31 protein-coding genes and 1 pseudogene are annotated in these 26,360 nt (G+C 68.8%); 22 read left to right on the forward strand and 10 right to left on the reverse strand.

Annotated elements, in window-relative coordinates; genetic code table 11:
* Nucleotides 1–18: 18 nt before the first annotated feature.
* Nucleotides 19–231, forward strand: coding sequence for a hypothetical protein (locus NB3_RS28505; RefSeq protein WP_067809504.1), 213 nt, complete (start codon nt 19–21; stop codon nt 229–231).
* On the opposite strand, the gene NB3_RS28510 is transcribed toward NB3_RS28505, so the two are convergent.
* Nucleotides 232–747 carry a nuclear transport factor 2 family protein gene (locus NB3_RS28510; RefSeq protein WP_084823754.1) on the reverse strand — a complete coding sequence of 172 codons (516 nt, stop codon included), beginning with the start codon at nt 745–747 and terminating at the stop codon, nt 232–234.
* A 173-nt stretch (nt 748–920) separates the two neighbouring features.
* Between NB3_RS28510 and priA the strand changes: the two genes are divergently transcribed.
* The 5 genes from priA to hisI are packed head-to-tail and all read left to right on the forward strand — an operon-like array spanning nt 921 to nt 4,645.
* Nucleotides 921–1,652, forward strand: a complete 732-nt coding sequence (gene priA, locus NB3_RS28515; RefSeq protein WP_039797252.1) for a bifunctional 1-(5-phosphoribosyl)-5-((5-phosphoribosylamino)methylideneamino)imidazole-4-carboxamide isomerase/phosphoribosylanthranilate isomerase PriA — start codon at nt 921–923, stop codon at nt 1,650–1,652.
* The gene (locus tag NB3_RS28520) at nt 1,649–2,464 is read left to right on the forward strand and encodes an inositol monophosphatase family protein (protein ID WP_067809505.1); all 816 of its coding nucleotides are present in this window, start codon (nt 1,649–1,651) and stop codon (nt 2,462–2,464) included. Before priA ends, NB3_RS28520 begins: the two co-directional genes overlap by 4 nt.
* Nucleotides 2,465–2,468: 4 nt before the next feature.
* Nucleotides 2,469–3,242 (forward strand): imidazole glycerol phosphate synthase subunit HisF, encoded by a 774-nt coding sequence (gene hisF, locus NB3_RS28525; protein ID WP_067809507.1) that lies wholly within the window; start codon nt 2,469–2,471, stop codon nt 3,240–3,242.
* Between the two features lie 59 nt (nt 3,243–3,301).
* On the forward strand, nt 3,302–4,246 hold the full coding sequence (locus NB3_RS28530) for a TIGR03564 family F420-dependent LLM class oxidoreductase (RefSeq protein ID WP_067809509.1): 945 nt from the start codon (nt 3,302–3,304) through the stop codon (nt 4,244–4,246).
* 51 nt (nt 4,247–4,297) lie between these two features.
* Nucleotides 4,298–4,645 carry a phosphoribosyl-AMP cyclohydrolase gene (hisI, locus tag NB3_RS28535; RefSeq protein ID WP_067809511.1) on the forward strand — a complete coding sequence of 116 codons (348 nt, stop codon included), beginning with the start codon at nt 4,298–4,300 and terminating at the stop codon, nt 4,643–4,645.
* Nucleotides 4,646–4,651: 6 nt separating this feature from the next.
* Here the strand turns inward: hisI and NB3_RS28540 are convergent, their stop codons facing one another.
* From NB3_RS28540 to NB3_RS36400, 4 genes are all read right to left on the reverse strand, one after another.
* Nucleotides 4,652–5,110 carry a MarR family winged helix-turn-helix transcriptional regulator gene (locus tag NB3_RS28540; RefSeq protein WP_157112064.1) on the reverse strand — a complete coding sequence of 153 codons (459 nt, stop codon included), beginning with the start codon at nt 5,108–5,110 and terminating at the stop codon, nt 4,652–4,654.
* Nucleotides 5,111–5,282: 172 nt separating this feature from the next.
* Nucleotides 5,283–5,837, reverse strand: a complete 555-nt coding sequence (locus NB3_RS28545; RefSeq protein WP_067809514.1) for a permease — start codon at nt 5,835–5,837, stop codon at nt 5,283–5,285.
* 60 nt (nt 5,838–5,897) lie between these two features.
* Nucleotides 5,898–6,353 (reverse strand): peroxiredoxin, encoded by a 456-nt coding sequence (locus NB3_RS28550; protein ID WP_067809563.1) that lies wholly within the window; start codon nt 6,351–6,353, stop codon nt 5,898–5,900.
* Between the two features lie 131 nt (nt 6,354–6,484).
* Nucleotides 6,485–6,796: a hypothetical protein gene (locus NB3_RS36400; protein WP_228828277.1), complete on the reverse strand. Its 312-nt coding sequence runs from the start codon at nt 6,794–6,796 to the stop codon at nt 6,485–6,487.
* A gap of 189 nt (nt 6,797–6,985) precedes the next feature.
* Here NB3_RS36400 and NB3_RS28560 point away from each other — a divergent pair, with 189 nt between their 5' ends.
* From NB3_RS28560 to NB3_RS28610, 11 genes are all read left to right on the forward strand, one after another.
* A complete protein-coding gene (locus NB3_RS28560; RefSeq protein WP_067809515.1) occupies nt 6,986–8,545 on the forward strand; it encodes an anthranilate synthase component I in 1,560 nt (519 codons plus the stop codon).
* Entirely contained in the window at nt 8,542–9,354 is an 813-nt protein-coding gene (locus NB3_RS28565) for a TIGR02234 family membrane protein (protein WP_084823755.1), read from the forward strand. Before NB3_RS28560 ends, NB3_RS28565 begins: the two co-directional genes overlap by 4 nt.
* Nucleotides 9,355–9,537: 183 nt before the next feature.
* Nucleotides 9,538–10,356 (forward strand): indole-3-glycerol phosphate synthase TrpC, encoded by an 819-nt coding sequence (gene trpC, locus NB3_RS28570; RefSeq protein ID WP_040777193.1) that lies wholly within the window; start codon nt 9,538–9,540, stop codon nt 10,354–10,356.
* On the forward strand, nt 10,353–11,615 hold the full coding sequence (gene trpB / locus NB3_RS28575; RefSeq protein WP_174553251.1) for a tryptophan synthase subunit beta: 1,263 nt from the start codon (nt 10,353–10,355) through the stop codon (nt 11,613–11,615). The genes trpC and trpB overlap by 4 nt, the downstream gene beginning before the upstream one ends.
* Entirely contained in the window at nt 11,612–12,412 is an 801-nt protein-coding gene (gene trpA, locus NB3_RS28580; RefSeq protein ID WP_067809519.1) for a tryptophan synthase subunit alpha, read from the forward strand. The genes trpB and trpA overlap by 4 nt, the downstream gene beginning before the upstream one ends.
* A 264-nt stretch (nt 12,413–12,676) precedes the next feature.
* Nucleotides 12,677–13,816: a prolipoprotein diacylglyceryl transferase gene (gene lgt / locus NB3_RS28585; RefSeq protein WP_244892124.1), complete on the forward strand. Its 1,140-nt coding sequence runs from the start codon at nt 12,677–12,679 to the stop codon at nt 13,814–13,816.
* Nucleotides 13,817–14,022: 206 nt separating this feature from the next.
* Nucleotides 14,023–14,523: a TM2 domain-containing protein gene (locus tag NB3_RS28590; protein WP_067809521.1), complete on the forward strand. Its 501-nt coding sequence runs from the start codon at nt 14,023–14,025 to the stop codon at nt 14,521–14,523.
* A gap of 202 nt (nt 14,524–14,725) precedes the next feature.
* The gene (locus NB3_RS28595; protein WP_067809567.1) at nt 14,726–15,451 is read left to right on the forward strand and encodes an amino acid ABC transporter substrate-binding protein; all 726 of its coding nucleotides are present in this window, start codon (nt 14,726–14,728) and stop codon (nt 15,449–15,451) included.
* A gap of 12 nt (nt 15,452–15,463) precedes the next feature.
* Nucleotides 15,464–16,132: an amino acid ABC transporter permease gene (locus tag NB3_RS28600; protein WP_067809523.1), complete on the forward strand. Its 669-nt coding sequence runs from the start codon at nt 15,464–15,466 to the stop codon at nt 16,130–16,132.
* A gap of 103 nt (nt 16,133–16,235) precedes the next feature.
* The gene (gene pyk, locus NB3_RS28605; protein ID WP_067809525.1) at nt 16,236–17,654 is read left to right on the forward strand and encodes a pyruvate kinase; all 1,419 of its coding nucleotides are present in this window, start codon (nt 16,236–16,238) and stop codon (nt 17,652–17,654) included.
* Nucleotides 17,655–17,749: 95 nt separating this feature from the next.
* Complete coding sequence (locus NB3_RS28610) at nt 17,750–18,562, forward strand: acyl-CoA thioesterase (RefSeq protein WP_228828297.1); 813 nt, start codon at nt 17,750–17,752, stop codon at nt 18,560–18,562.
* 18 nt (nt 18,563–18,580) lie between these two features.
* Here the strand turns inward: NB3_RS28610 and NB3_RS28615 are convergent, their stop codons facing one another.
* The 3 genes from NB3_RS28615 to NB3_RS28625 all read right to left on the reverse strand — a co-directional run bounded on the left by NB3_RS28615 (nt 18,581) and on the right by NB3_RS28625 (nt 21,376).
* Nucleotides 18,581–18,967 carry a hypothetical protein gene (locus NB3_RS28615; protein WP_244892125.1) on the reverse strand — a complete coding sequence of 129 codons (387 nt, stop codon included), beginning with the start codon at nt 18,965–18,967 and terminating at the stop codon, nt 18,581–18,583.
* A gap of 195 nt (nt 18,968–19,162) precedes the next feature.
* Nucleotides 19,163–19,783 carry an arsenate reductase/protein-tyrosine-phosphatase family protein gene (locus NB3_RS28620; RefSeq protein WP_067809529.1) on the reverse strand — a complete coding sequence of 207 codons (621 nt, stop codon included), beginning with the start codon at nt 19,781–19,783 and terminating at the stop codon, nt 19,163–19,165.
* Nucleotides 19,784–20,365: 582 nt separating this feature from the next.
* The gene (locus NB3_RS28625) at nt 20,366–21,376 is read right to left on the reverse strand and encodes an asparagine synthase-related protein (RefSeq protein WP_067809530.1); all 1,011 of its coding nucleotides are present in this window, start codon (nt 21,374–21,376) and stop codon (nt 20,366–20,368) included.
* A gap of 106 nt (nt 21,377–21,482) precedes the next feature.
* On the opposite strand from NB3_RS28625, the pseudogene NB3_RS36405 reads away from it, so the two are divergent.
* Nucleotides 21,483–21,819 (forward strand): annotated as a pseudogene (locus NB3_RS36405) (hypothetical protein); the annotation flags it as partial.
* 847 nt (nt 21,820–22,666) lie between these two features.
* On the opposite strand, the gene NB3_RS35330 reads toward NB3_RS36405, so the two are convergent.
* Nucleotides 22,667–23,461, reverse strand: coding sequence for a PP2C family serine/threonine-protein phosphatase (locus NB3_RS35330; RefSeq protein ID WP_067809532.1), 795 nt, complete (start codon nt 23,459–23,461; stop codon nt 22,667–22,669).
* Nucleotides 23,462–23,465: 4 nt separating this feature from the next.
* On the reverse strand, nt 23,466–24,302 hold the full coding sequence (locus NB3_RS28635) for a nitrogen fixation protein NifE (protein WP_067809534.1): 837 nt from the start codon (nt 24,300–24,302) through the stop codon (nt 23,466–23,468).
* Between the two features lie 145 nt (nt 24,303–24,447).
* Between NB3_RS28635 and NB3_RS28640 the strand changes: the two genes are divergently transcribed.
* The 4 genes from NB3_RS28640 to NB3_RS28660 all read left to right on the forward strand — a co-directional run.
* Nucleotides 24,448–24,906 carry a hypothetical protein gene (locus NB3_RS28640; protein ID WP_067809535.1) on the forward strand — a complete coding sequence of 153 codons (459 nt, stop codon included), beginning with the start codon at nt 24,448–24,450 and terminating at the stop codon, nt 24,904–24,906.
* A 2-nt stretch (nt 24,907–24,908) separates the two neighbouring features.
* The gene (locus NB3_RS28645; RefSeq protein WP_157112059.1) at nt 24,909–25,151 is read left to right on the forward strand and encodes a hypothetical protein; all 243 of its coding nucleotides are present in this window, start codon (nt 24,909–24,911) and stop codon (nt 25,149–25,151) included.
* Nucleotides 25,152–25,204: 53 nt separating this feature from the next.
* A complete protein-coding gene (locus tag NB3_RS28650; RefSeq protein ID WP_067809539.1) occupies nt 25,205–25,858 on the forward strand; it encodes a DUF2637 domain-containing protein in 654 nt (217 codons plus the stop codon).
* 307 nt (nt 25,859–26,165) lie between these two features.
* Nucleotides 26,166–26,360: hypothetical protein (locus NB3_RS28660; RefSeq protein ID WP_157112060.1), on the forward strand; the 195-nt coding region annotated here is incomplete at its 3' end.

The raw sequence follows: 26,360 nt of genomic DNA on the forward strand, positions 1-26,360 counted from the left end.
ACGAAAGTGGCGACCGGGATGATCACCGAGCGGAGACGATACCGCCCGCCCGGCCCGGTTCGCGGCGAACCGGCTTCCGCGCCGTCGGAGATGGCGTTCCGGTGGTCCAGTCGGGCCGACGGCTTGCTGCGCGAGCACCGGAGTCGGATCGCGGCTGCTGCGGTGACGGCGGTGTGCGCGGTGCTCGCCGCTCTGGTCTGCTACCGCGCCCGCGTACTCGCCGCGCGGTGATCACGGGCGCTTGCCGGTGGACCAGATCGGGGTCGTCTCCACCCGGGACAGGCGCCAGCCTTCGCCGGTGCGGACCGCGTCGAAGCGGTAGACCTCGCCGAGGGTGTAGACCGGCTGCGGAGGCGTTCCGCCGGAGGCGGCGAGGGCGAAGGTGGCGATCAGGTTGGCCCTGACGTCCGCGGTATCGCCGTGCAGGTCGATCAGCACGTTGCCGACGACGTGCTGGATGCGCAGGTGTTCGCCGTGGTTGCGGCTCGCCTGGGCGATCAGCGCGTCGCGTCCGTCGGCCGTGCCGCCTGGCGTCTTCGCGGTCGCGCCGGGGGTGTAGATCTGCCGCAGGTCGTCGAAGCGTCCTTCGTCCAGGGCGCGGCCGAGCCGGTCGACCAAGGCGGTGATCTCCTGGCGGTCCAGCAGTTCGCGCAGTTGCGCCGTCGGCGTCACGGTAGCGGCGCAGGCGGCGGTGAACGCGGCCAGCGGAAGGGTCAGCAGGGGCAAGGCGAGCCGGAGTCCGCGCATGGGAGGCACCTTTCGAAAAATGTTGGCTATTCCAACGTTGGTAGCGCCAACATAACAGATCGTAGGCGCGCCAACAAGTAGCTGGGAAGGGTCCAGATCCGCATCCGTGACCGAGGTCCCATCCGCCCAGGCCCTGCACTCGGACGCGACCGGGTAACCACTAGGCTGCTCTCGTGAGTCTTGTGCTGCTACCCGCCGTCGATGTCGCCAACGGAGAGGCCGTGCGCCTCGTGCAAGGAGAAGCCGGAAGCGAAACCAGCTACGGCTCGCCTCGGGAAGCGGCGCTGGCCTGGCAGGAAGCGGGCGCGGAATGGGTGCACCTGGTCGACCTGGACGCGGCCTTCGGGCGCGGCTCGAACCGGGAACTGCTCGCGGGCGTCGTCGGTGAACTCGACGTCAAGGTGGAACTGTCCGGCGGCATCCGCGACGACGAGAGCCTGGAGGCGGCGCTGGCCACGGGCTGTGCCCGGGTGAATCTCGGTACCGCCGCGCTGGAGGACCCGGTCTGGTGCGCGAAGGCCATCGCCCGTCACGGCGAGCGCATCGCCATCGGCCTCGACGTGCGCATCGTCGACGGCGAGCACCGGCTGCGCGGCCGCGGCTGGGTCAGCGACGGCGGCGACCTGTGGGAGGTGCTCGAGCGCCTGGAGCGCGACGGCTGTTCGCGCTACGTGGTGACCGACGTGACCAAGGACGGCACGCTCACCGGCCCGAACCTGGACCTGCTGCGCGAGGTCTGCGCGGCCACCGATGCCCCGGTCATCGCCTCCGGCGGCGTCTCCACCATCGCGGACCTGGTCGCGATCGCCGAACTGGTGCCGGAAGGCGTCGAGGGCTCGATCGTCGGCAAGGCGCTCTACGCGGGCCGGTTCACCCTGCCCGAGGCGCTGGCCGCGGTGAGATGACCAAGGATCTGTCGAGACTGCTCGCGGAGGCGAGCGAGGTCCTCGACTCGGTGCGCCCCCGGTTCATCGAGGGCATCGGCGCGCCGAGCGCGGTCAGCAAGGGCCGCAACGACTTCGCCACCGAGCTGGACCTGGAACTGGAACGCACCGTCTCCGCCGAGCTGCGCAGGCGCACCGGCATCGAGGTGCACGGTGAGGAATTCGGCGGGCCGCAGCTCACCTCGGGCACCGCATGGGTGCTCGACCCGATCGACGGCACCTTCAACTACTCGTCCGGGCATCCGCTCTCCGGCATGTTGCTGGCGTTGGTGCGCGACGGCGAGCCGGTGCTCGGGCTGACCTGGCTGCCGCTGCTCGGCCGCCGCTATGCCGCCATGACCGGGGGCCCCGTGCTGCTGGACGGGCGACCGCTGCCGCCGCTGCCGCGCGGCAGACTGGCCGAGGCGATGATCGGCTTCGGCGCGTTCAACGTCGACTCGCACGGCCGTATCCCCGGCCAGTTCCGTTTCGACCTGCTCGGCCCGCTGAGCAGGCTGTCCTCCCGGGTGCGCATGCACGGCTCGACCGGCATCGATCTGGCGTTCACCGCCTCGGGCGTGCTCGGCGGCGCGATCGTGTTCGGCCACCATCCCTGGGACAACGCCGCGGGCGTCGCCCTGGTGCGTGCGGCGGGCGGAGTGGTCACCGACCTGGTGGGCAGGCCGTGGACGATCGGCTCCGGCTCCGTGCTCGCGGCCGCGCCGGGGGTGCACGAGGAACTGCTCGACATGATCTGCACGGTCGCCGACCCGGCGGCCGCGGAGAAAGGGTGAGGCAATGACGTTGGCCGTGCGGGTGATCCCGTGTCTGGACGTCGACGCCGGCCGCGTGGTCAAGGGCGTCAACTTCGAAAACCTGCGCGACGCGGGCGATCCCGTCGAACTGGCCGCGCTCTACGACGCGCAGGGCGCCGACGAGCTGACCTTCCTCGACGTGACCGCCTCCACCGGCGACCGCGGCACCATGATCGACGTGGTGACCCGCACCGCCGAGCAGATCTTCATCCCGCTCACCGTCGGCGGCGGGGTACGCACGGTCGAGGACGTGGACCGCCTGCTGCGCGCGGGCGCGGACAAGGTCTCGGTGAACACCGCCGCGATCGCGCGGCCGGAAGTGCTGCGCGAGATGTCGGAGCGCTTCGGCTCCCAGTGCATCGTGCTGTCGGTGGACGCGCGCACCGTGCCGGACGGGCAGCCGCCGACCCCGTCCGGGTGGGAGGTGACCACGCACGGCGGCAAACGCGGCACCGGCATCGACGCCGTCGAATGGGCCGTGCGCGGCGCGGAACTCGGTGTCGGCGAGATCCTGCTGAACTCGATGGACGCCGACGGCACCAAGGCCGGTTTCGACCTGCCGATGATCCGCGCGGTGCGGGCGGCGGTCACCGTGCCGGTGATCGCCAGTGGCGGCGCGGGCGCGGTCGAGCACTTCGCCCCCGCGGTGCACGCGGGCGCCGACGCGGTGCTCGCGGCCAGTGTGTTCCACTTCGGCGATCTCACCATCGGCCAAGTGAAGGACTCGATGCGGGCGGAGAAGATCGTCATCCGGTAGCGATCGGCGGAAATCCGCCGCGCAGGAAGGCGGGTGGTCCCGGTGCGGTTGCATCGGGCATGACCATCGGAATCGTGCTGTCGCCATCCGCCATCGACGCCGGCGGCAACGCCGTGGACACGGCGGTGGCGCTGGGTGCGGCGGCGGCCGCCGCCGGAGTCTCGTCGGTGTGGCTGGGCCAGCGGCTCAGCTACGACGCCATCGCGCTGGCGGGGATCGTCGGCCGTGCCGTGCCCGGACTGACGGTCGGCACCTCCGCGGTGCCGATCACCGCCCGTCATCCGCTGCTGATCGCCAGTCAGGCGCAGACCACGCAGGCGGCCACCGGAGGCCGGTTCACCCTCGGGCTCGGCCTCGGCGCGAGATTCCTCGCCGAACCGGTGTTCGGCGGATCCTTCGACCGGCCGATCACCCGGCTGCGCGAATTCCTCACCGCGTTGCGCACCGTGCTGCACACCGGCACGGTGGATTTCCACGGCGAGACGCTCACCGCCGCGGCGCCGCTGCCCGCCGCGGTGGCCGGGGCGCGTCCGCCCGCGCCGATCCTGGTGGCCGCCATGGGCCCGCAGGCCCTGCGCGTCACCGGTGAGCTGGCCGACGGCACCCTGCCCTACCTGGTCGGCCCGAAGGCGCTGGAGGAGCACATCGTCGCGCCTATCACCGCCGCGGCCGAGCGGGCCGGTCGCCCCGCGCCGCGGATCACCGTCCTGGTCCCCGGCGTGGTCACCGCCGACGTCGACGCCGCCCGTGCGGCCGCCGCGGCCCAGACGGCGTTCTACGACGACATCCCGTCCTACGCGCGGGTGGTCGAGCTGTCCGGCGCGTCGCGGGCGGCGGAACTGGTGGTGATCGGCGACGAGGAACTGATCGCGGCCCGCGTCGCGGAGTACTTCGCGGCGGGCGCGACGGAGGTGGTGTTCGCGCAGACCGATCTGACCACCCCGGAGGACCAGCGGCGCACCTGGGAGGTGCTCGGCGAACTCCAGCACTCCCGCGTCGGCTGATCGAGCACTCCGGTCGCGCCTGCTCGCGGACGCTCCTGTTATAACGGTGCCATGAGCCTCGACCCCGCCATCGCCGCCCGTCTCAAGCGCAACGACGCCGGGCTGGTGTCGGCCGTCGCGCAGGAACGCGCCACCGGTGACGTGCTGATGGTCGCGTGGATGGACGACGAGGCGCTGGCGCGCACCCTGGAAACTCGCAAGGCCACGTACTATTCGCGGTCCCGTCAGCAGTACTGGGTCAAGGGGGAGACCTCCGGCCACACCCAGTACGTGCACGAAGTGCGGCTCGACTGTGACGGCGACACGATCCTGCTGATCGTCGACCAGGAAGGCGCTGCCTGCCACACCGGCACGCACACCTGCTTCGACTCGGACGTCCTGCTGGCCGGGCGCTCCTGACCCGGCTCAGGGGGCTCCGTTCCCGCGCTGGGAATCCTCGCGGTTCGCCGGCGTGAGTTCGCCGAGCCGGTCGAGCGCGTCGGCCAGCCGCGCGGCCAGCAGCTCGCCGAGTTCCGCGACCTGCGCCGTCTGCGCCTCGTCCAAGCCGTCGAAGACCAAGTGCCGCACGGCTTCCAGATAGCCGGGTGCGGCTTCGACCACCTTCAGGTAGCCGTCGTCGGTGAGGACGGCGTGCACGCCGCGCCGCCCCGCCGTCGCCGAACGCTGCGCCCAGCCCAAGCGCTCCAGCTTGGACACCACATGCGACAGCCGCGATAGCGATGCATTTGCCTTGTGGGCAAGCTCACTCATCTGCAGTCGGTGGCCCGGTTCCTCCGACAGCAGCGTCAACACCCAGTACTCGAAATGCGTCACGCCGGACTCGCGTTGCAGCTGGGTGTCGAGAGCTCCTGGCAGCCGCGTCATCAGCGCCACGATCGCACGCCACGCGCGTTGTTCGACCGGGTCGAGCCACTTCGTCACTGTGTGCCTTCTTTCGAGCCAAGTGACGTGGTTTCATGTGCACAGTCACCCGCGACATCGAGTTTGCCACGACTTCGCTCGACCGTCATAAAGATGTCGCATGACGTGAGTTCACTCACACGGGCCGCGACGTCGTGTCCTCGGTCTTCGGCGTGCGCGGGTGCGTGCGCCGCCACCGGCGCAGCAGCAACAGGCCGACGGCGATCAGGAACAGCAGCGTCGCGATGACCGCGCCGGTGAGCATGGCGCCACGGAACGCGGGCGCGTCGACATCCAGGATTCGCTCACCCGCGTGCGCGGCACTGCTGTTGCCGAGCACGATGGTCAGCGTCATGAGGTTGGGCAGCGCGAAGAGGACCGCGACGACCACGGCCGCGCCCGCGGCGAACCTGCCCCCTTTGCGCCGCCACACCAGCACGGCGAAAAGCAGCAGGAAAAGCGTGAGAGTGGTGAACAATCCTCCGTAGCACAGGCCCCAGCCGATGCCCTTGGCGAAACTTCCGTGCACCATCGACCCGACCCGCTGCGCCCACCAGCGCGGGATGAACGCGGACAGGATGACGTACAGGACGACGAGGACGGCCAAGATCACGCCGCCGCCGATGATCCGGGTGCGCCAGACGGATGCCGTTGATTTGCGCTCGACCGGCTGACCCTCGGTGGAAGTCATAGGTCCAGCCTAGGCCGCGCTATTGCCCGACCGCGGCTGCGAACGCGGCGCGGCGCGCGCCTAGCGGCTGCGCAGGTAGTTCAGCGCTTCGTCGGCGTGCACGGCGGCGCGCAGCTCGCCGGTGATGATCTTGCGAATGGTGCGGTCCTGGTCGATGACGAACGTTTGCCGCTTCACCGGCGCGAGTTTGCCCAGCAGTCCGCGCTTGACGCCGAACTTCGCGGCGACGGCGCCGTCGGCGTCGGAGAGCAACGGGTAGCCGAGGCGCTGCTTCGCGGCGAATCCGGCCTGTGTGTCCACGGCGTCGGTGCTGATGCCGACGCAGGTGGCGCCGAGCGCGGCGAATTCGGCGGCGAGGTCACGGAAGTGACAGGCCTCGGCCGTGCAGACGGGCGTATTTGCCGCGGGATAGAAGAAGAGGACCAGCGGGCCGTCCGCGAGCAGGGCGTCGAGCGAACGGGGGGTGCCGGATTGATCGGGAAGCTCGAAATCTGGGGCGAGCTGTCCTTGCTGCATACCGGGGAACACTACCGGGCGGTCGGCCGGAACGGGTATCGCGCGCGGGGCCGACCTGTTGCTCGTGCCCGGCATGCGCCGCACGCGATCCGATCGCGGCGCCGGTGATTCGGGCACGAGCCGAGGGAGCGCTACGCGCCGATGAGCGCCGCCACCTCAGGGTTCTTGATCGCCATCACATCGAGGATGCCGTGGGCGCGCAGGAACGGCCGCAGCTCTTTGATGCGGTCGCTGTGGACGGCGTACTCGTCGGGGAAGCGGTTCTTGTCGAGAGACTCCAGTGCTTTGACGTAGGTGACGAAGGACGCGAGCGCGTTGCCGGGGGCGCCCTGCCGGTGAGTCGGCTGGCCCGGGGCCGCGGTGCGCGGGGGCTGCGGGCGAGCGACGTTGTGGTTCGGGACGTGCCGAGGAGCCTCGGGCGCTACCGATTGCGAGGGGTACATCAGTTGTCTCCTCTCGAGACGGATACCGCATGCGACGTGGAACGCCGCGAGTGTAGTGAGCCGCGCCACACCTCCCGCGACCGCGTGGGAACCGGACGGTCGACCTGATTTGTCGGATTTGTCGCGCCGCGCCGTCGTGTCGGCGGCACCGCTCACCGGCCGGTCGGTCCGGCCTGGGATGATGAGTGCATGCCAGGCGCGTCCACTCCCACGACCACGACCCGCGAACAGTTCCATCAGCTGGCCGCGGAGCACCGGGTGGTCCCGGTGACCCGAAAGGTCTTGGCGGACTCGGAGACTCCGCTGTCGGCCTACCGCAAGCTCGCGGGTGACCGGGCGGGAACCTTCCTGTTCGAGTCGGCCGAGAACGGCCGGTCGTGGTCGCGCTGGTCGTTCATCGGCGCAGGCAGCCCCTCGGCCCTGACCGTCGTGGACGGCGAGGCGGCCTGGCTCGGCAGCGTCCCGGCCGACGCGCCCTCCGGCGGCGATCCGCTGGTCGCGCTGCGCGAGACGCTGGAGCTGCTGCGCACCGAGCGCCTGCCCGGCCTGCCGCCGCTGACCGGGGGCATGGTCGGATACCTCGGCTACGACGCGGTGCGCCGGATCGAGCGGCTGCCCAGCCTGGCGCTGGACGATCTGCGCTTGCCGGAGATGGTGCTGCTGCTGGCCACCGACCTGGCCGCGTTCGACCACCACGAGGGCGCGATCACGCTGATCGCCAACGCGGTGAACTGGAACGGCACCGCCGAGCGCGTCGACGAGGCCTACGACGACGCGGTGGCCCGGCTGGACCGGATGACCGCCGCGCTCGGCGCGCCCGCCGACTCGACCGTGTCGGTGTTCGACCGGCCCGAGCCGCGGTACCGGCGCAGGCGCACCACCGAGGAGTTCGGGGCGGGGGTGCGCCGCCTGGTCAAGGAGATCGAGGCGGGCGAGGCGTTCCAGGTGGTGCTGTCGCAGCGTTTCGAGATGGACTACGACGGCGCGCCGATCGATCTGTACCGGATGCTGCGCGCGTCGAATCCGAGCCCGTACATGTACCTGCTGCACGTCCCGGACGGCGCGGGCGAGACCGCGTTCTCCATCGTCGGCTCCAGCCCGGAATCGCTGGTCACCGTGAAAGACGGCGTGGCGACGACTCATCCGATCGCGGGCACCCGCTGGCGCGGCGCCAGCGAGGAGGAGGACCTGCTGCTGGAGAAGGGCCTGCTCGCCGACGAGAAGGAGAACGCCGAGCACCTCATGCTCGTCGACCTCGGCCGCAACGACCTGGGCCGGGTGTGCGAGCCCGGCACCGTGCGGGTCACCGAGTACCGGCACATCGAGCGCTACAGCCACGTCATGCATCTGGTGTCGACGGTGTCGGGCCGGTTGGCGCCCGGCCGGATCGCGCTGGACGCGGTGCGGGCGTGCTTCCCCGCAGGCACGTTGTCCGGCGCCCCCAAGGTGCGCGCGATGGAGCTGATCGAGGAACTCGAACCCACCCGGCGCGGGATCTACGGCGGCGTCGTCGGATATCTGGATTTCGCCGGTGACGCCGACACGGCCATCGCCATCCGCACCGCGTTGCTGAAGGACGGCACGGCCTACGTGCAGGCGGGCGCCGGCATCGTCGCGGACTCGGATCCGGAGTACGAGGACGTGGAATCGCGCAACAAGGCGATGGCGGTGCTCAAGGCGATCGCGGCGGCCGGGACGGTCCGGGCCTACGGCACCGAACCGGGTACGGCGGACGGCGGACCGCTATGACGGCCGCCCCTGCGGACGAACCGGGCCGGGCGCGGGAACCGGACACCGGCGCCCCGGCACGGCCGGAAGCCGTTCCGGCGGCAGACGCTTCCACGCAGGCCGGATCGGAAGGCGGTTCGCGCCGCAACCATCCCGTTCTCCCGGTGGCGTTGCTCGCCGTCGCCGCGGCCGCGCTGTGGGCGTCGTCGCGGATGACGTGGGTGACGGTCACCTCGTCGGACGGTCTCACCCAGCCACGCACCGATCATCTGAACGGCGGCGTGTGGTTCGGCGCGCTGACGCCGCTCGCGCTGGTCCTGCTCGCCTCGATCGCGGCCGTGCTGGCCACCAAGGGCTGGCTGCGCCGCGTGGTCGGCGTGCTGATCGCGTTGGTCGCCGCGGTGGCCGCGGTGCCCGCGTTCGCGCTGCTGACCGACTCCGGCAAGATCGCAGAGCGGGCCGCGAAACTCGCCGAACTCCCGGCGCGCGCGCAGGTCGAGACGGCGACCACGTCGGCGTTCCCCGCCGTGCTCGCGCTGCTCGGCGCGATCGCCGCGTTCGGCGCCGGCGCGCTGCTGGCCCGCATGCCCGCCGAGACGGCGCGGCTGTCGGGCAAGTACGACAACCCGGTCTTCCGGCGCGCCGCGGCCACGGCGGAGGTCGCGCAGCGGCGCGCGCAGTCCCCGGACGACCGGTCGGCGCCGCAGCTGTCCGAGCGCGTGCTGTGGGACGCGCTGGACGCCGGCACCGACCCGACCGACGAACCCCCGGCCGGGCAGACGCCCCCGGAGGATTCCGGTCCCGGCGAGGCAGGCCGCCGTGACCACTGAGCTATCCCCGCGCGGCGGGTGTGGCGGGTGCCACCTTGCGCCGAGCCCTTCCGCATGGTCCAACCACGGCCCCGGCGGATACGCGCCCGGTAGGTCCATTTATTCTTTGACAGCATCGGTGAGACAGCGCCTGGGGGGATTCTCAGGTAGCAAGTCCGTCTCCCCAGAAAGGATTCGAGCCAGATGACGGTACTCGACTCGATTCTCGACGGGGTCCGCGCGGATGTGGCCGCTCGGGAAGCCCTGCTGGACTTCCAGGCGGTCAAGGCGGCCGCCGCGGCGGCGCCGGCGCCGCTGGACGCCCGCGCGGCGCTGCTTGAGGACGGCATCGGCGTCATCGCCGAGGTCAAGCGAGCAAGTCCGTCCAAGGGCGAGCTGGCGGACATCCCGGACCCGGCGAGTCTGGCCAAGGCCTACGAGGACGGTGGCGCGCGGATCATCAGCGTGCTCACCGAGGGCCGCCGCTTCAACGGGTCGCTGGACGACCTGGACGCGGTCCGCGCCACGGTGAACATCCCGATCCTGCGCAAGGACTTCGTCGTCGGCCCCTACCAGATCCACGAGGCCCGCGCGCACGGCGCGGACGTCATCCTGCTGATCGTCGCCGCGCTGGAGCAGGACGTGCTGTCGTCCCTGATCGACCGCACCGAGTCGCTCGGCATGACCGCGCTGGTGGAGGTGCACACCGAGGAGGAGGCCGACCGCGCGCTGGAGGCGGGCGCGTCGGTGATCGGCGTGAACGCCCGCAACCTCAAGACGCTCGAGGTCGACCGCGACGTCTTCGCCAGGATCGCGCCCGGACTGCCCACCGAGGTCATCCGCATCGCCGAGTCCGGCATCCGCGGCACCGCCGACCTGTTGGCCTACGCGGGCGCGGGCGCGGACGCCGTCCTCGTCGGCGAGGGGCTGGTGACCAGTGGCGACCCCCGCGCGGCGGTCTCCGAACTGGTGACGGCGGGCACCCACCCGTCCTGCCCGAAGCCGGCGCGGCGGGGCCGGTGACCGGCGTGGCGGTACCCCAGGCCAGCGACGGAGTCGCCCAGCGCAGCGGTCATGAGCCCGACGTGGGCGGGCATTTCGGCGTCTACGGCGGCAGGCATGTGCCGGAGGCGTTGATGGCGGTCATCGAGGAGGTCACCGCCGAGTACGAGAAGTCGAGGCTCGACGACTCCTTCCTCAACGAACTCGACCGGCTGCAGCGCGACTACACCGGCCGCCCGTCGCCGGTGTTCGAGTGCACGCGCCTGTCCGAGCACGCGGGCGGGGCCCGCATCCTGCTCAAGCGCGAGGACCTGAACCACACGGGCTCGCACAAGATCAACAATGTGCTCGGCCAAGCGCTGCTCGCCAAGCGGATGGGCAAGACCAGGGTGATCGCGGAGACGGGCGCGGGCCAGCACGGCGTCGCCACGGCGACCGCCTGCGCGCTGCTCGGCCTCGACTGCGTCGTCTACATGGGCGCGGTCGACACCGCGCGCCAGGCGCTGAACGTGGCGCGGATGCGCCTGCTCGGCGCCGAGGTGATCTCGGTGACCTCCGGTTCGCAGACGCTCAAGGACGCCATCAACGAGGCGCTGCGCGACTGGGTGACCAACGCCGACGACACCTACTACTGCTTCGGCACCGCCGCGGGCCCGCACCCGTTCCCGATGCTGGTGCGCGATTTCCAGCGCATCATCGGCTTGGAGGCCCGCGCCCAGGTGCAGGCCGCCACCGGGCGGTTGCCCGACGCGGTCGTCGCCTGCGTCGGCGGCGGATCCAACGCCATCGGCATCTTCCACGCGTTCCTCGACGACGCCGATGTCAGGCTGATCGGATACGAGGCGGCCGGTGACGGCGTCGACACCGGCAGGCACGCGGCCACCTTCACCGGCGGGACGCCGGGAGCGTTCCAGGGCGCGTACTCGTACCTGTTGCAGGACGAGGACGGCCAGACCATCGAGTCGCATTCGATCTCGGCGGGCCTGGACTACCCCGGCGTCGGCCCCGAGCACGCCTACCTCAAGGACGTCGGCCGCGCCGAGTACCGGCCCATCACCGACACCGAGGCGATGGACGCCCTGCTGCTGCTCAGCCGCAAAGAGGGCATCATCCCGGCGATCGAGTCGGCGCACGCCGTGGCCGGCGCCCTGCAACTGGGCAAGGAACTCGGCGAGGGCGCGATCATCCTGGTGAATCTCTCGGGCCGGGGCGACAAGGACATGGACACGGCAGCGCGGTGGTTCGGGCTGTTCGACGAGCCGAAGGAGCAGGGCCGGTGAGCCAGCAGTCCCGCTTGGCGAACACCTTCGCCGCCTGCCGCGCCGATGGCCGCGCGGCGCTGATCGGCTACCTGCCCGCGGGCTATCCCGACCTGGCCGGTTCCATCGACACCGTGCGCGCGATGGTCGAAGCGGGGTGCGACATCATCGAGGTCGGCGTCGCCTACTCCGATCCCGTGATGGACGGACCCACGATTCAGGCCGCCGCCGAACAGGCGCTGCGCGGCGGCGTGCGGGTGCGCGACGTGTTCTCGGTGGTCGAGGCGATCACCGGCGCCGGAGGCCAGGCCGTCGTGATGAGCTACTGGAATCCCGTGCTCAAGTACGGCGTGGATCGCTTCGCGCGGGATCTGGCCGCCGCGGGCGGCGCGGGCATCATCACCCCCAACCTGATTCCGGACGAGGCCGACGACTGGTTCGTCGCCTCGTCCACGCACAACCTCGACCGCATCTTCCTGGTCGCGCCGTCGTCCACCGAAGAGCGCCTGGTGAAAACGCTCGAAGCCAGCCGCGGCTTCGTCTACGCGGCCTCGACCATGGGCGTGACCGGCGCGCGGGATGTGGTGTCGTCGGCCGCGCCCGCTCTGTGCGCGCGGATCCGGGCCCACTCCGACATCCCGATCGGCGTCGGCCTCGGCGTCCGCTCGGGCGAGCAGGCCGCCGAGATCGCGTCCTACGCCGACGGCGTCATCGTCGGCTCGGCGCTGGTCACCGCGGCGGGCCAAGGGCTGGACGCCGTGCGTGCGCTCACCGCGGAACTCGCCGAGGGCGTGCGTTCGGCGACCGTCGCGTCCTAGCCGACCGGTCCGCGGTGCCGCGCACCGCCTGGACGAGCTGATCCGCTGCGTGTCGCTCAGCGGCCGCAGCCGGGTCGCCAGTGGACCGGGACCAGCCGACGGGCTCCGCACGCCGCACGACAGGCGGAAACGCCGCAAGGGCGGTGCGAAGGCGGCCGTCGGCCGGCGCCGCGGGCGTGTTCCGCGCGGCGCGGGCGAACCCTTACGTGACGACGGCGGTGCGGTGGTGGCGGGGCGGTCGGGCATCTCCGCTACGGTGGCCCCGTGACGTTACGAGTCCTCGCAGACAGTGTCCTGGCCGACGGCGGCGTCAGCGGCGCCGTGCTGGCCTACCTTCCCAGCCCCGCGCGCGGCGTCTGGCAACTCGGTCCGTTCCCACTGCGGGCGTACGCGCTGTGCATCATCCTCGGCATCATCGTCGCGATCTGGTGGGGCGAACGGCGCTGGCGCGCCCGCGGCGGCCAGCCCGGCGCGATCCTGGACGTCGCGATGTTCGCGGTGCCGTTCGGCCTGGTCGGCGGCAGGCTCTACCACGTGGCCACCGACTGGCAGAAATACTTCGGCGCGGACGGGCACCCGATCGACGCGCTGAAGATCTACCAGGGCGGCCTCGGCATCTGGGGCGCGGTGCTGCTCGGCGGCATCGGGGCCTGGATCGGCTGCCGGGTCTACAAGATCCCGTTGCCCGCCCTGGGTGACGCGGTCGCACCGCCGATCCTGCTGGCGCAGGCCATCGGCAGGATCGGCAACTACTTCAACCAGGAGCTCTACGGGCGCGAGACCGACCTGCCGTGGGGCCTGGAGATCTACCGGCGGGTGGGCGACGGCGGACAGCTCGACATGATGAACGGCGCCTCCACCGGCGTGGTCGAGAAGATCGTGCACCCCACCTTCCTGTACGAGCTGCTGTGGAACCTGCTCGTCGTCGTGCTGCTGGTGTACGTGGACAAGCGTTTCCGGATCGGCCACGGCCGCCTGTTCGCGCTGTACGTCGCCGGTTACTGCTTCGGACGGTTCTTCGTCGAACTGATGCGCGCCGACGAGGCGACCAAGATCGCGGGCATCCGGATCAACTCGTTCACCTCCGCCCTGGTGTTCTTGGCCGCGATCGCCTACTTCGTGTTCGCCACCAAGGGGCGGGAGACGCCGCAGCAGTTGCAGCCGGGTGCGAGCCCGCGACCGTGGCCGTGGCAGCTGCGGGCGTTGCGCGCGGCAGGAGCGGCGCGAGCCGAGAACACCTCGGGCGCGGGCGAAGCCGACAAGCCCGGGTCCGCCGCCGACACCTCCGAGCCCGGGACGCCCGTCGCCGAACCGATCGCGACCGAGCCGGACGGGGGAAGCGCAGGTTCCGAGAGCGGTTCGCAGAACGCGGATTCGGACAAAGCCGCCTCCGACAAGGGCTGACACGGGACGTGGCGGCAACGAATCCTCCGCTAGGGCAACGTTCGGGCGACCCGCCGCGATAACCACTGGAAGCGCCGGACGCTCCGGGGGCGACAAGCAGGTCGTTCCCGGTGACAATGACTCGTGATCGTCGCGAGCCACGGTCCGGCGATCCAGTGAGGCCGGGGGCCGACAAGAGGGTGCCCGCACTAATGAGGAGGACATCGGTGACCGACCCTTACCAGCAGAACCAGGGCGCCGGGGGCCCGCAGTACGGCCCGCCCGGCACCGGGCCCGACCTGACCAAGCCGCTGGAAGCGCAGAGCCAGCCGACCTACAGCCCGCCGTCGGACCCGTACGCCCAGCAGCCCCAGTACGGCCAGCCCGCGGGAGCCTACGGCCAGCAGCCGGGCGGCTACTTTCCCGCCCCGTACCCGGTCGGCCCGCAGGGCTACAACCCCAACGACCCTGAGGCACCCTGGGGCCGCGACCCGTTCGGTGTTCCGCTGTCGGACAAGCAGAAACTGGTCGCGGGCCTGCTCCAGATCTTCCTCGGCAGCTTCGGCGTCGGCCGCTTCTACCTCGGCTACACCGGCCTCGGTGTGGCCCAGTTGGTGGTCAGCGCCATCACCTGCTTCACCGTCGGCTGGATCTGGGGCATCGTCGACGGAATCCTGATGCTCACCGGCAAGGTGCCCGACAGCGACGGCCGCCCGCTGCGCGACTGACCGCGGCGGATCCTCGGAGGCGGGCGCGGCGTGCCCGCCTCCGAGTCGTCGTCGCCTCGAGAGCAACCATTGCGCGCACGGTGATCGCGACACTGTCGCCGGCGAAAATCCTGGCGTAGCATGACCGGACTCGCGTGCCGTGTGTGGAGCTCCACGCACCGAAGAGAGGGATTCCGTGCGTCGCAAGCTGTTCGCCGCCGTCATGCTCGCCATCGTCGCCGCCACCGGGCTGACCGCGTGCGGCGGCAGCGACCCGAACGTGCTGAAGGTCGGCACCGAGGGCACCTACGCGCCGTTCAGCTTCCAGGGCTCCGACGGCAAGATCACCGGCTACGACGTCGAGGTGATCCAGGCGGTCGGCGACAAACTCGGCAAGAAGGTCGAGTTCGTGCAGACGCCGTGGGACGCCATCTTCGCGGGCCTGGAGTCCAAGCGTTTCGACCTGGTGGCCAACCAGGTGACCGTGAACGACGAGCGCACGGCCAAGTACGCGCTGTCGGCGCCCTACACCACGTCGGCGGGCGTGATCGTCACCCGCGCCGACAACAACGCCGTCACCGGCCTGGCCGATCTCGCCGGGAAGACCTGCGCGCAGTCGGCCACCAGCAACTGGAGCAAGGTCGCCACCGACGCGGGCGCGAAGGTCGAGGCCGTCGAGGGCTTCGTGCAGGCGGTCCAGCTGCTGAAGAACGGCCGCGTGGACGCCACCGTCAACGACAACTTGGCCGTCGCCGAGTACACCAAGAAGACCGGCGACACGAGTGTGAAGATCGCGGCCCGAACCGGATCGGTGAGCAAGCAGGCGTTCGCCGCGCGCAAGGGCGACGCGCTGATCACCGACGTGGACAAGGCGCTCGACCAATTGCGCGCCGACGGCACCCTGGCGAAGATCTCCGAAAAATACTTCGGCACCGACGTCAGCCGGTAACCGGCATCGTTCATGGACGCCGCCACCAGGGACCTGATCTGGCACAACCTGTGGCCGATGTTGCAGGCCACCGTCACCAAGACCCTTCCGCTCACGGCCATCAGCTTCGCCATCGGCTTGGCGCTGGCGTTGTTCGTCGCGCTGGCCAGGATGTCGCCCGCGTGGCCGTTGTCGGCGGCGGCGCGTTTCTACATCTCGATCATTCGCGGCACGCCCCTGCTGGTGCAGCTGTTCATCGTGTTCTACGCGCTGCCGCAGTTCGGCATCGTGATCGACCCCTTTCCCGCCGCGGTGATCGCGTTCAGCCTCAACGTCGGCGGGTACGCGGCCGAAGTGGTGCGCGCCGCGATCCTGAGCGTCGCGACGGGCCAGTGGGAGGCGGCGCAGGCGCTCGGCATGTCCTACCCGATGATGCTGCGGCTGATCATCCTGCCGCAGGCCGCGCGGATCGCCGTGCCACCGCTGTCGAACACCTTGATCTCGTTGGTGAAGGACACCTCGCTGGCCTCCACCATCCTGGTGACCGAGTTGCTGCGCGTCGCCCAGCTCGCCGCCGCTCCCACCTTCGACTTCTTCGCGCTCTACGGGGTCGCGGCGCTGTATTACTGGGTGATCTGCCTGATCCTCGGGTTCGGGCAGACCAGGCTGGAAACGAGGTTGGCCCGTCATGTCGCTCGCTGAATACTCATTTGTACCTGCGATGAAGCTGTCGTTCATTTTTTTCACCAAGGATTCACCGTGGCCACGGCGGGACCTGCCCACCGAGCGGGACTAGGCTCTACCCGTGATGCGACGGACGAAGATTGTGTGCACGCTCGGACCGGCCACTGCCACCGAGGACCGTATCCGCGAACTCGTCGAGAGCGGCATGGACGTGGCTCGGCTGAACTTCAGCCATGGCGAGCACGCCGACCATGCCGAGAACTACAAGAAGGTGCGTCAGGCCTCCGACCACCTCGGTCGGGCCGTCGGCATTCTCGCCGACCTGCAGGGTCCCAAGATCCGCCTCGGCCGCTTCCTGGAGGGCAAGACCGTCTGGGCGACGGGTGAAGAGGTCCGCATCACCGTCGACGACATCGACGGCACCCACGACCGCGTGTCCACCACCTACAAGGAACTCGCCCAGGACGCCAAGCCCGGCGATCGCCTGCTGGTCGACGACGGCAAGGTCGGCCTCATCGTCACCCGCGTGGACGGCAACGACGTGGTCTGCCGGGTCACCGAGGGCGGACCGGTCTCCAACAACAAGGGCGTGTCGCTGCCGGGCATGGACGTGTCGGTCCCGGCGCTGTCGGAGAAGGACATCGAGGACCTGGAATTCGCGCTGAAGCTCGGCGTGGACTTCATCGCGCTGTCGTTCGTGCGGTCCCCGTCCGACGTCGAGCTGGTGCACGACGTGATGGACCGGGTGGGCCGCCGGGTGCCGGTGATCGGCAAGCTGGAGAAGCCGGAGGCGATCGACAACCTCGAGGCCGTCGTCCTGGCCTTCGACGCGGTGATGGTGGCGCGCGGCGACCTCGGCGTCGAGCTGCCCCTGGAGCAGGTGCCGATCGTGCAGAAGCGCGCCATCCAGATGGCCCGCGAGAACGCCAAGCCGGTCATCGTCGCCACGCAGATGCTGGAATCGATGATCGACAACTCCCGCCCCACCCGCGCCGAGGCCTCCGACGTGGCCAACGCCGTGCTCGACGGCGCCGACGCGGTGATGCTGTCGGGTGAGACCTCGGTGGGCAAGTACCCGATCGAGACGGTGCGCACGATGGCGCGCATCGTGCACGCGGTGGAGACCGAGTCGACCCGGGTGCCGCCGCTGACCCACGTGCCGCGCACCAAGCGCGGCGTGATCTCCTACGCCGCCCGCGACATCGGCGAGCGGCTCAACGCCAAGGCGCTGGTCGCGTTCACCCAGTCGGGTGACACGGTGCGCCGCCTGGCCCGCCTGCACACCCCGCTGCCGCTGCTGGCGTTCACGCCGCTGCCGGAGGTCCGCAGCCAGCTGGCGCTGACCTGGGGCACCGAGACCTTCATCGTGCCGACCGTGAACAGCACCGACGCGATGATCCACCAGGTGGATGTAGCACTTCTGTCGATGGGCCGATACCAAAAAGGTGACCTGGTGGTCATCGTGGCCGGGTCCCCGCCCGGTACCGTCGGTTCCACCAACCTGATCCACGTTCACCGAATCGGTGAGGAGGACCATTAGTGAGTGCTTCCCTGAGCAGCCCCGTCGCCGTCGCGGAGTCCGATGCGCAGCGTTCCGACCTGGATGTGCTGCTTGGCCTGCTCGATCTCGAGCAGATGGACGAGGACGTCTTCGTCGGCCAGCACCCGGAGAAGGTGTGGAGCCGCACCTTCGGCGGTCAGCTCGTCTCCCAGGCGATCATCGCGGCGGGCCGGACGGTCGGCGACCGTCCGGTGCACGCGGTCAACGCGCATTTCGTGCGCGGCGGTGATGTGAAGAAGCCGATCGAGTACCGGGTCGACCGGCATCGCGACGGTCGCGCCTTCGCCAACCGCACGGTCACCGCCAGCCAGGACGGCCAGGAGCTGTTCGTCATGCTGGCCGCGTTCCAGGACTGGGGCACCGGACTCGAGCACGCGCACGCGCAGCCGGAGGTGCCGGACCCGGAGACGCTGCCGCGGGTGGAGGAGAGCTTCGAAGGCTTGGAGGACAAGCTGGAGATGTTCGTCAAGGCGCCGCATCCGATCGACATGCGCTACACCAACGATCCGGCATGGATTCTGAAGGGTACGGGGGAGCGGCTCAACCACAACCGCGTGTGGATGCGCGCGGACGGCAGGCTGCCCGACGATCCGCTGATCCATGTGGCGACGCTGGGCTACTCGTCCGACACCACGGTGCTGGACTCGATCATCACCACGCACGGGCTGTCGTGGGGTCTGGACCGCATCGTCGCGGCCACGGTCAACCACTCGATCTGGTTCCACCGCCCGTTCCGTTTCGACGAGTGGGCGCTGTACTGCACCGAATCGCCGGTGGCCGCCGGCTCCCGCGGCTTGGCGACCGGCCGCTTCTACTCCCGCAGCGGCGATCTGCTGGCCACCACGGTGCAAGAGGGACTCATCCGCCACTTCCCGCCGCGGCGCTGAGGTCGCCTGCGGGTCGGATCACAGCAGTTCGAGATCGCGCTCGATGTCGAGATCGACGTCGGTGCAGCGCGACGCGTGGATCGAGACCGGGATATCGGCTCCCGGCTCGGTTCGCGTCAGCCCCGAGATGCCGCGCAGCAGTTGGCGTTCCAGCACGGCCATGTGATCGTCGGTCAACTGGTCCGGTGCGCCGACCAAGCTGAGCGCGATCTCGTAGGTGCTGCGGTGGTCCGAGCCGTCGCCGGGGCGATCGGGGCGGCAGCTGTTCTCCAGAGCCGCGTGGGCCGGATCATCGGCGTCGACCGGAAGGGTGAAGCGCCAGGCGAACACGTCCCGGTCGGTGAGATGGTCGTCGACCACCTCGCGCACGGCGTCGACGACGCGTTCGAGAGTTTCCGGTGTCACATAAACATGGAGCGAAACATCCGAAATGCGTTTCGGCATGTCTGATTCCTGTCCTGTGTCGAACCAGCAACGGCGGAGAGTGTTGTCCGGCGGGAGTTTAATGCGTCCGGCGTGGAAATGAACACAGCCCGTTGATAACAGGTTCGATACGCGGTGGCGCCGAGCGCGCTGTCGCGTGCGGTTTTCGCCCCGCAGTCACCGGGTGTGCTGGGCGGCGAGGAATGTCGCCAGCGGCGCCGGTGCGCCGCCGGGGCGGATGACCAGTCCGCGGCGCTCGTCGTGCGGCCAGCGCGGCTGCTCGTGGGGGGCGAGGGCCAGCAGCAGCGGCACCAGCGCCTCGGCGATACGATCGCCCACCTCGCAGAACGCCTGGGCGGACAGCCCGACCGGGTCGGCGATGTTCTCCCGGCCCACCAGGGACAGGTCGTTGCGGGCACGGTGCAATTCGGCGACCGTGCACGCCCCGGTGACGTGCGCGATGCGGTGGGCCTCCAGCAGGGTGAAGGTGCGCGCTCCCGCGCCGAAGGCCAAGTCCACCACCTGCTCACGGATCTGCTCGGTCATCGTCAGAACCAGGTCGGCCTTGTCGATCATCTCCGGTTTCAGGCGGCGTGCCCGGAAATTGCTCGCGTCGGCGCCGAGTCCGGTGATGGTCTGCGCGGCCAGCGGCTCGACGGGAAATCCCACCAGCGCACGAGTTCCCGCGCTCTCCGCGGTGAGGTAGGGGAGATCGTGTTCGACCGCGAGGGCGCGCGTGAGCCGCTCGGCGATCACCGAACGGCACACGTTGCCGTTGCAGACGAACAGGACATGCATACCGCTAACGATAAACGGCGCGGAGGCTACCAGAGAGGTCTGAGCCATTAGTCCCACATGTGGGAACAACATATTCATCTGTTCGTAGCGCGCCGTACACGAAGCGCGCCGCTTCGGCCCTCTGGCCTGCGACGTACGTCACTCCGAAGAGTGGTGCCGTTCAATTCTCCCGAGGTTTGTACCCCGGCGCTCCCGCATTCAAACGCCCCACTGTGATTGCTTCGTGATTGGAAAGGGCGCGCAGGTTACTCGGATTCGCCACCGTAGTAAACGCTTTCGCTCACCACGGGTTCGATCCCGGCCTGCCTGCCCGGACGCGAGCTCGGCTGGCGAACCGCTGACTGCTGCAGGCGACCACGGGTGCGAACCGCGCGAGTCCCGTCGCGGGATCCATCCCGCGGTGGCGCATTGCGGCGAATCCGAACGTCGCACCGGTGGCAGCGCCAGCGGACCTCCTGCTGCTCGCCGTGGGTGGGGTACTCGTAGCGGAACGGGACCGCTGCGTGGTTGTCGCATTCGCGAAGCCGGCAGTTCCACGGGCCCATAGCCGGTGGACCGGGCAGAGTGCCGGCCAATTCGTCGCTAGCTGTTCTCCAAGATCGAGAGATACAAGCGCGTGGCGACGGCTTCGGCGTCCTCGGTCATGGGGTCTGAGTAGGTCCGCGCTCCTGGAAGGTTGGCGGCGTACGACCGGGCGGCAGTCGCAAGGACGGACATCAGGCCGGACGAACGCTGGATCGGCGACTTCACTGCCCAGGCGAGGTGCTTCACTCCTGCGGGAAGCTGTTGTTCACACGCCGAGCGGAGGGCGAGTTTGTCAACGGTCATGCCGTCACGCATTCCGAAAAGCGCTGGAGGCGCGAATCGTTCGGCGATCTGCCACCATCGAACCGTTTGGAATACGTGAACCAGGCGATCGGCGTACTCATCCAGCAGCGCTGGATAGAAGTGCGGGACGAGCCGGTCATATCTGAAGTTGGCGGCTGACTCCGTGCGAATGATTCGGTCGAGTTCGTCCGTGGCGTCGAGTGATGCCACTGGATGGGTGAGTCGCTTGCCGCCGCCGAAGATCGCATCCGCGCCGCTGCCGTTCAAGATCGCGCCGAGTTCGGTGATCTTGTCGATGCTTCTGCGAGCGGCGAGTATCGGGATGCCAGCGGTTACCTCCCAGAGTTCCGACGTGCCAAGTCGCCGCATAGTGTCACGAGACAGTTGGCTGACCTCCTGCGGTGTCAGGCGGATGAGGTCATGTCTCAGCCCGAGGGCTGCGGCTGCGGCCGCTGCGTTCTGTTCGTGTGATCGACCTTCGGTCGAGATCGTGACCGCGAGAGGTTTCGCGCCGAGTGCGACCGCTACGGCCGCGACATAGATCGAATCGACGCCACCGCTCAGCAGTACGACCGGCGTTCCTCCGAATTTGTCGAGAACGGCAGTGATCCGCGACCGAGTTTCTTCAGCGATGAGGTGAGCGGCCTCGCGGGGATCGGTGAGTGTCCGCAACTCGGGTCGGGGGCGTCCGATGTCTTCGAGCAGGTCGGTGACGAACTGGAGCGGTTCGGAGGTCTGCGAGGCCAAGGGGGTTGTGTCGGTCATGTCCACCGTTTCAGTTGTGTTGTGTAGAGGAGGCGATGCCGGTCGCCGGGCAGGGCCACATCGCTGAGTTCGACAACGCGGACCTCAGTGTCGATCAAGGTCTGGGGGGCTCGCCGGAGTCGTGCCGCATGGGTTGCGTCACATGGCGGCGTCGCTGGCGATCAGTGCCGGGGCGAACATCAGGGTTGCTCGGTCACAAAACCGCGACCCTGACGCTCGACCTCTACGGGCATCTGTTCCCGGACAATCTGGACGTGGTGGCCGACGGAATGGACGCAGGGGCGAGGGCGGCTGCGGACTGCGTGAGGAGGGGAATGCGGGCGGCTTCGAGAAAACCGCCCACTACCTTGGTGCCGAGTGTGGGACTCGAACCCACACGTCCTTTCGGACAACGGTTTTTGAGGTTGTCGCTCTCGGCGTTTGCTGGTGTTGGGCATCGTTGATGTCGGTAGCTGCGTGGGGCTGACCTGCGAATACAGCTATTAGTCTCGTTGGTGGGTATTGGGTATGTCGTGCGCCGCTGCGGACTAGCTGCGGATCGGGGATTTTTGTGGACGACAGGGACGGTGTAGGCTGATGCGCGACTTCAGCTCGAAGGAGGTGGTGCCGATGCTGAAGCTCCATTTGAGCAAGACCCGAAGGGCACACCACATGATCGCCTCCTAGAGGCGAGCCGACGCCCTTCGGTTACTTCCTCCGCGGCGGATAGATTTGCATCCGCCGCTTTCGCATGTCTGGGCCACGGACATTGGTCCTCCTGGGTGGTGGGATGCACATCAAGGCGGGCTGGCTGCGCCTGCCCCTTATCGGCCTGCCTTTCGCGCGTAGAGGCTCCGGGGTCAAGAGTCGGCGGATGCCGATCCCGCAGGGACGCCGTAGGCGCTCTTGACGCTGGAGGGGCGCGTGAACACAATGCAGGCCACCACCCAGGAGGACCAAGCGGCCGAAGGACGCTCAGCGCTGATTCGTCGGACAAACCAAACGTGGAACGCAACCACGGCCGGTGGACCGGGCAGAGTGCCGGCCGATTCGTGATCGGCTGCGGGAGGTAAGTCGGGTACGGCTCTCGTCGTGCCCAGCACTGCTTCGGTTGATGCAGAAGCGACCAGACAGGAACTCTGTGCGCCCCGGCGGCCGAGTGTCGCCGACGCGCTCGACGCGCCGCGGACGACGCCTCATCAGTACGCGCTGCGCGGCGCAGCGCGGCGGCGGCGCGAAGCGCCGCCGGGGCGCTCTTGATCCTGTATGGCGAAATTCGGCAACAACTCACACAAGCACGGGGGAGGCCAGCTAGAGGTGAACCACGGCGACCGTCTTGTCGTCGTGGCGCTTCGCGCGCGGTCGCTGCTGGCCGTGAGGGTCGTCGTCTGCTTCCCAGCGGTGGGCGCGGGCGAGAACCGCGGCCAGCCCGAGTGAATCAAGGCGTGCAATGTCAAGCCACGTAATGCCAAGTGGCGCAAGCATCTCAGACGCTCCATCGGTGGCGAGGGCGATCCAACTGACCTGCGATCGTGGGTAGCTTGCAACAAGTGCGTGAGTCGCCGCGCGGGGATCGGCCTCGGCGATCCAGTAGCCACCGTCGCGGTTGCGGTTGAGCCGTTCCTTTCGTTGTAGTTCCGCGAGGATGGCGCGATGTTCGGCGTCGTATCCTGCACCTGCTTCCAGGCGGCTCCGGTAGAGCCTGGACTCGGGTAGGTCGAGCCGTGCGAGACGGTCGTCAACTACGACGTCATACGTGCCTTCTGGCGTTCCTACGACGGCGGTCGAATCTCCAAGTACGAGGGTCTCAACGGTTTCTCGGTTGATTCGAAGCATTGCGACAGTGCTCGAGGGAGCGGAGCCAGGACGCAAGTCGAGTCGAACTGTTGTGGCCGCGATCGCGCTTGACAGGACAGACGGCAAGTCACGGTTCTCGCCTCGGAGGTGGCGGGCTAACTCCTCGCTGAGTGTGTCTACGTACGTCGCGGCGGGCATGCCATCGGCCGCGAAGCACGAGGCTCCGTCCAGGACGGCGACTGACTCGTCGGTGGTGACGATTCGATCATCGCCGGACTGAGCAGGGTGTTGGGCTGTGGCAACCTGCATGTTGTCAGCCTTCGGGGCGGTAGGGACCGACGATGAGGCGGCTGTCGGTGATGGCGAAGTTTGCGTCGAAGTCCGCTTCGACAACGCCGCATACAAATCGAAGGGACGGGGTGAACAGGGTCGCGAGATTGTGATCGAGCCAGTGCGCGACACCGAGCGATCCGACGCTGGTGATGCCAGCGATGTGGATGATCACCCGGTCTTCGTCGGCTCGGCGCGAGAAGTAACCGATGTCGGTGCGGGTGGTTCCATCTCGGCGGAAGGGTGATTGGTGGCGCGTACCAGTGTGCGCGTCGGTGATCCACCAACCGTCTTCTGTGCGCTCGAAGTCGAGCAGAGGATCGCCCTCGAGGAGTCGGCGCGCAACAGGTGCGGACTTGGGGCCACAGATGACCACCGTGTCACCTTCTGGCACATTATCGGTGTCTGGATCGATGGCGAATCGACTCGATGCCAACGACAGCCGCGTGAGAGTCGCTTCGACCGCCTCCTGTGTCGCCTGGTCGGAGGCGTCGAAGAAGGGGCGTTCGCGTCCTTCTTCGAAGCCGAAGCGACGAGGGATTCCCACTGCTACAGGACCGACACCGAAGAATGCGCGCTCGGGCTTCGGCGCGGTGGTTCGAATCTGGCTGATGCGGCCTTTGGTGAGCCCGAGTAGCTCCGCGATCTCGGTGTAGCTCATCCCCCGCTCGCGATGCGCTTCCTCAATAGCCGCCTTGCGCAACCGAGCAAGTTCCGTGGCGCGCTGTTGGTAGACGGTCATGAGATCGGTCGCCCTCTGCCCACGCCGGATTGGATCCGGATCGTTCCGCACCTGGTCGAAGTCATCAGGGGTAGCCACGACTGCGAGTTTAGAGGGTCTTGACTCGCGGGGCTGACTGACGTAGCCTGAGTTTATCCCCCCTAAACCGGCCTGGTTATTCCTCATCCGTCGAGTTTAGAGGGTGTAAACGAGTCGAGCTACTACTAGCAGAGGAGATTGAGCAATGGCTTTGAAAGACATGTGGATCCCGACCGACTTCCGTTCCGTGTTCCCGAAGGGTGTGCTGCTGCTCGGGGACATCGAGGCGCAGACCGAGTTCAGCGAGGATCGCAACGCGCCGAAGCGTCAGGCGGTCGATTACGACCGGGAGGGTAACGGCTCGGGTAAGCGCCTGTGGAAGGCGACGATCATGGACCGGGCGGGAGGCAAGGCGAACCAGGCCGGTTTCGACATCACGTTTGTTGCTGATCACATGCCGGTTCCGTCGGAGCCGGAGGTTATGGAGGGCTTGCGTCCGATCGAGTTGGAGGGGCTGCTGCTCAAGCCTCGGATTGTCGGTAACGGCCAGTTCAAGTCGATCGGCTTCTACATCCGCGCGACTGGCATCAAGGGTGACAACTCGGGTGCGAAGCAGCCTGCGGCCGATCCGGGTGCGGCTCGTGCGGCCGGTAAGGCGGCGTGATCATGTCGTTCTTCAACACCACCGTTGCCGGTTTTGACGGGATCACCGTCAAGTTTCACCCCGAGCGCGAATCGACCTATGGCGGCGGTGTGATCCCGGCGACGGTGTTCATCGAGTTGTCCGGCGCGAATGCGTATTTGAGCTTGAGCATCGCGGATGCCCGGTCGCTGCTGGCTCGGTTGCCCGTGGTGTTGGCCGAGCACGATGCGGTCGAGGCTGCGGCGGCGTCGGACAAGGCGGCCTGACGATGAATACGGCGGATCGGTCGGCGGGGATGCGTCTTGCGCGCTGGTCCGCCGTGGTCATCATCATCGCGGTCGGCGCGGCGGCGTTCCGGCTGTCGTTCGCCACGCTCAAGGACCTCGCGGTCCTGGCGCACATCCCGGCGCGGGATGCGTGGCTGTTCCCGCTGATCGTGGACGGAACGATCCTGCTGGCCACCTTCGGGGTGCTGGTCCTGGCCAACGCTCCGGAACGCCGGTTTTTCGTCACGGTCCTGGTCGTCGGCTCGGTGGTGTCGGTGGCGGGGAATTCGCTGCACGCGGTCGCCGCGGGGCGGGAGCTGCCGTGGTGGGCGTCGGCGTTGGTGGCTGCGATCGCCCCGATTTCCCTGCTGGCCGACACGCACGGGTTGGCGCTGTTGATCCGTGCGGCACAACGAGATTCGGCACCCGAACCGGCTCCAGCTCTCGTGATCGAGCCTGCCGTCGAGCAGGCAACACCTGAGCCCGAGCCGGAACCGGTGCCTGTCCCTGAGCCCGAACCCGAGCCTGAGCCGGTGCCGGTGCCGGTGCCTGAGCCGGTGCCGGTGCCTGAGCCGGTGCCGGTGCCTGAGCCGGTGCGGGTGGCTGAGCTTCGCCCGGTGCCTGATGCGCCGGTCCACATTCCTGTTCGTTCTTCGCGACCGCAGCAAACCATGCTGCCGATCGCTGTTCCTGTTGGGGGTCTGTGATGACTGCTTTTGTTCCTGCTGTGGCCACGGGCGTGTCCGCGCTGGTCACTGTGTTGGCCGGTGTCGGGGTGCTGGTGGACCGGCCTTCGGATACTCCGGCCCCGGTTGTCCCGGCCGCCGTGTCCTCCGCGGTGGCCACCACGACCACGAACCCGGCTCCGGCTGCGGCTCCTCGCGGGTGCGTGATGTTCTGCGAGGACTCCGGGCCGAGTCGGTCGGAGTTCGAGATGGCTCCGGCTTCTCCGGTGCCGGAGGGGTGCCGGTTGTTCTGCGAGTTGGAGCGCGGCCGGGAAGGTGGGGGGTTCTGATGAGTGTCGCGGGAACGGTGATGCTCGCCGGTGGGATGTGCACGGGCGCGTCGGCGTGGTGGTGGCTGCGGTCGATCGCCGCGCGCGGCTCGGAGATGCAACCGACCGGTGCTGTCCGTGAGGCTGTCGCGGCGGCTCCGGTCGAGCTGCGGACGGCGGTGTTGGTGATCGCTGATCCCGAGCAGCGTCCGCGC

The organism is Nocardia beijingensis NBRC 16342 (assembly GCF_001612785.1).
Classification (GTDB): domain Bacteria; phylum Actinomycetota; class Actinomycetes; order Mycobacteriales; family Mycobacteriaceae; genus Nocardia; species Nocardia beijingensis.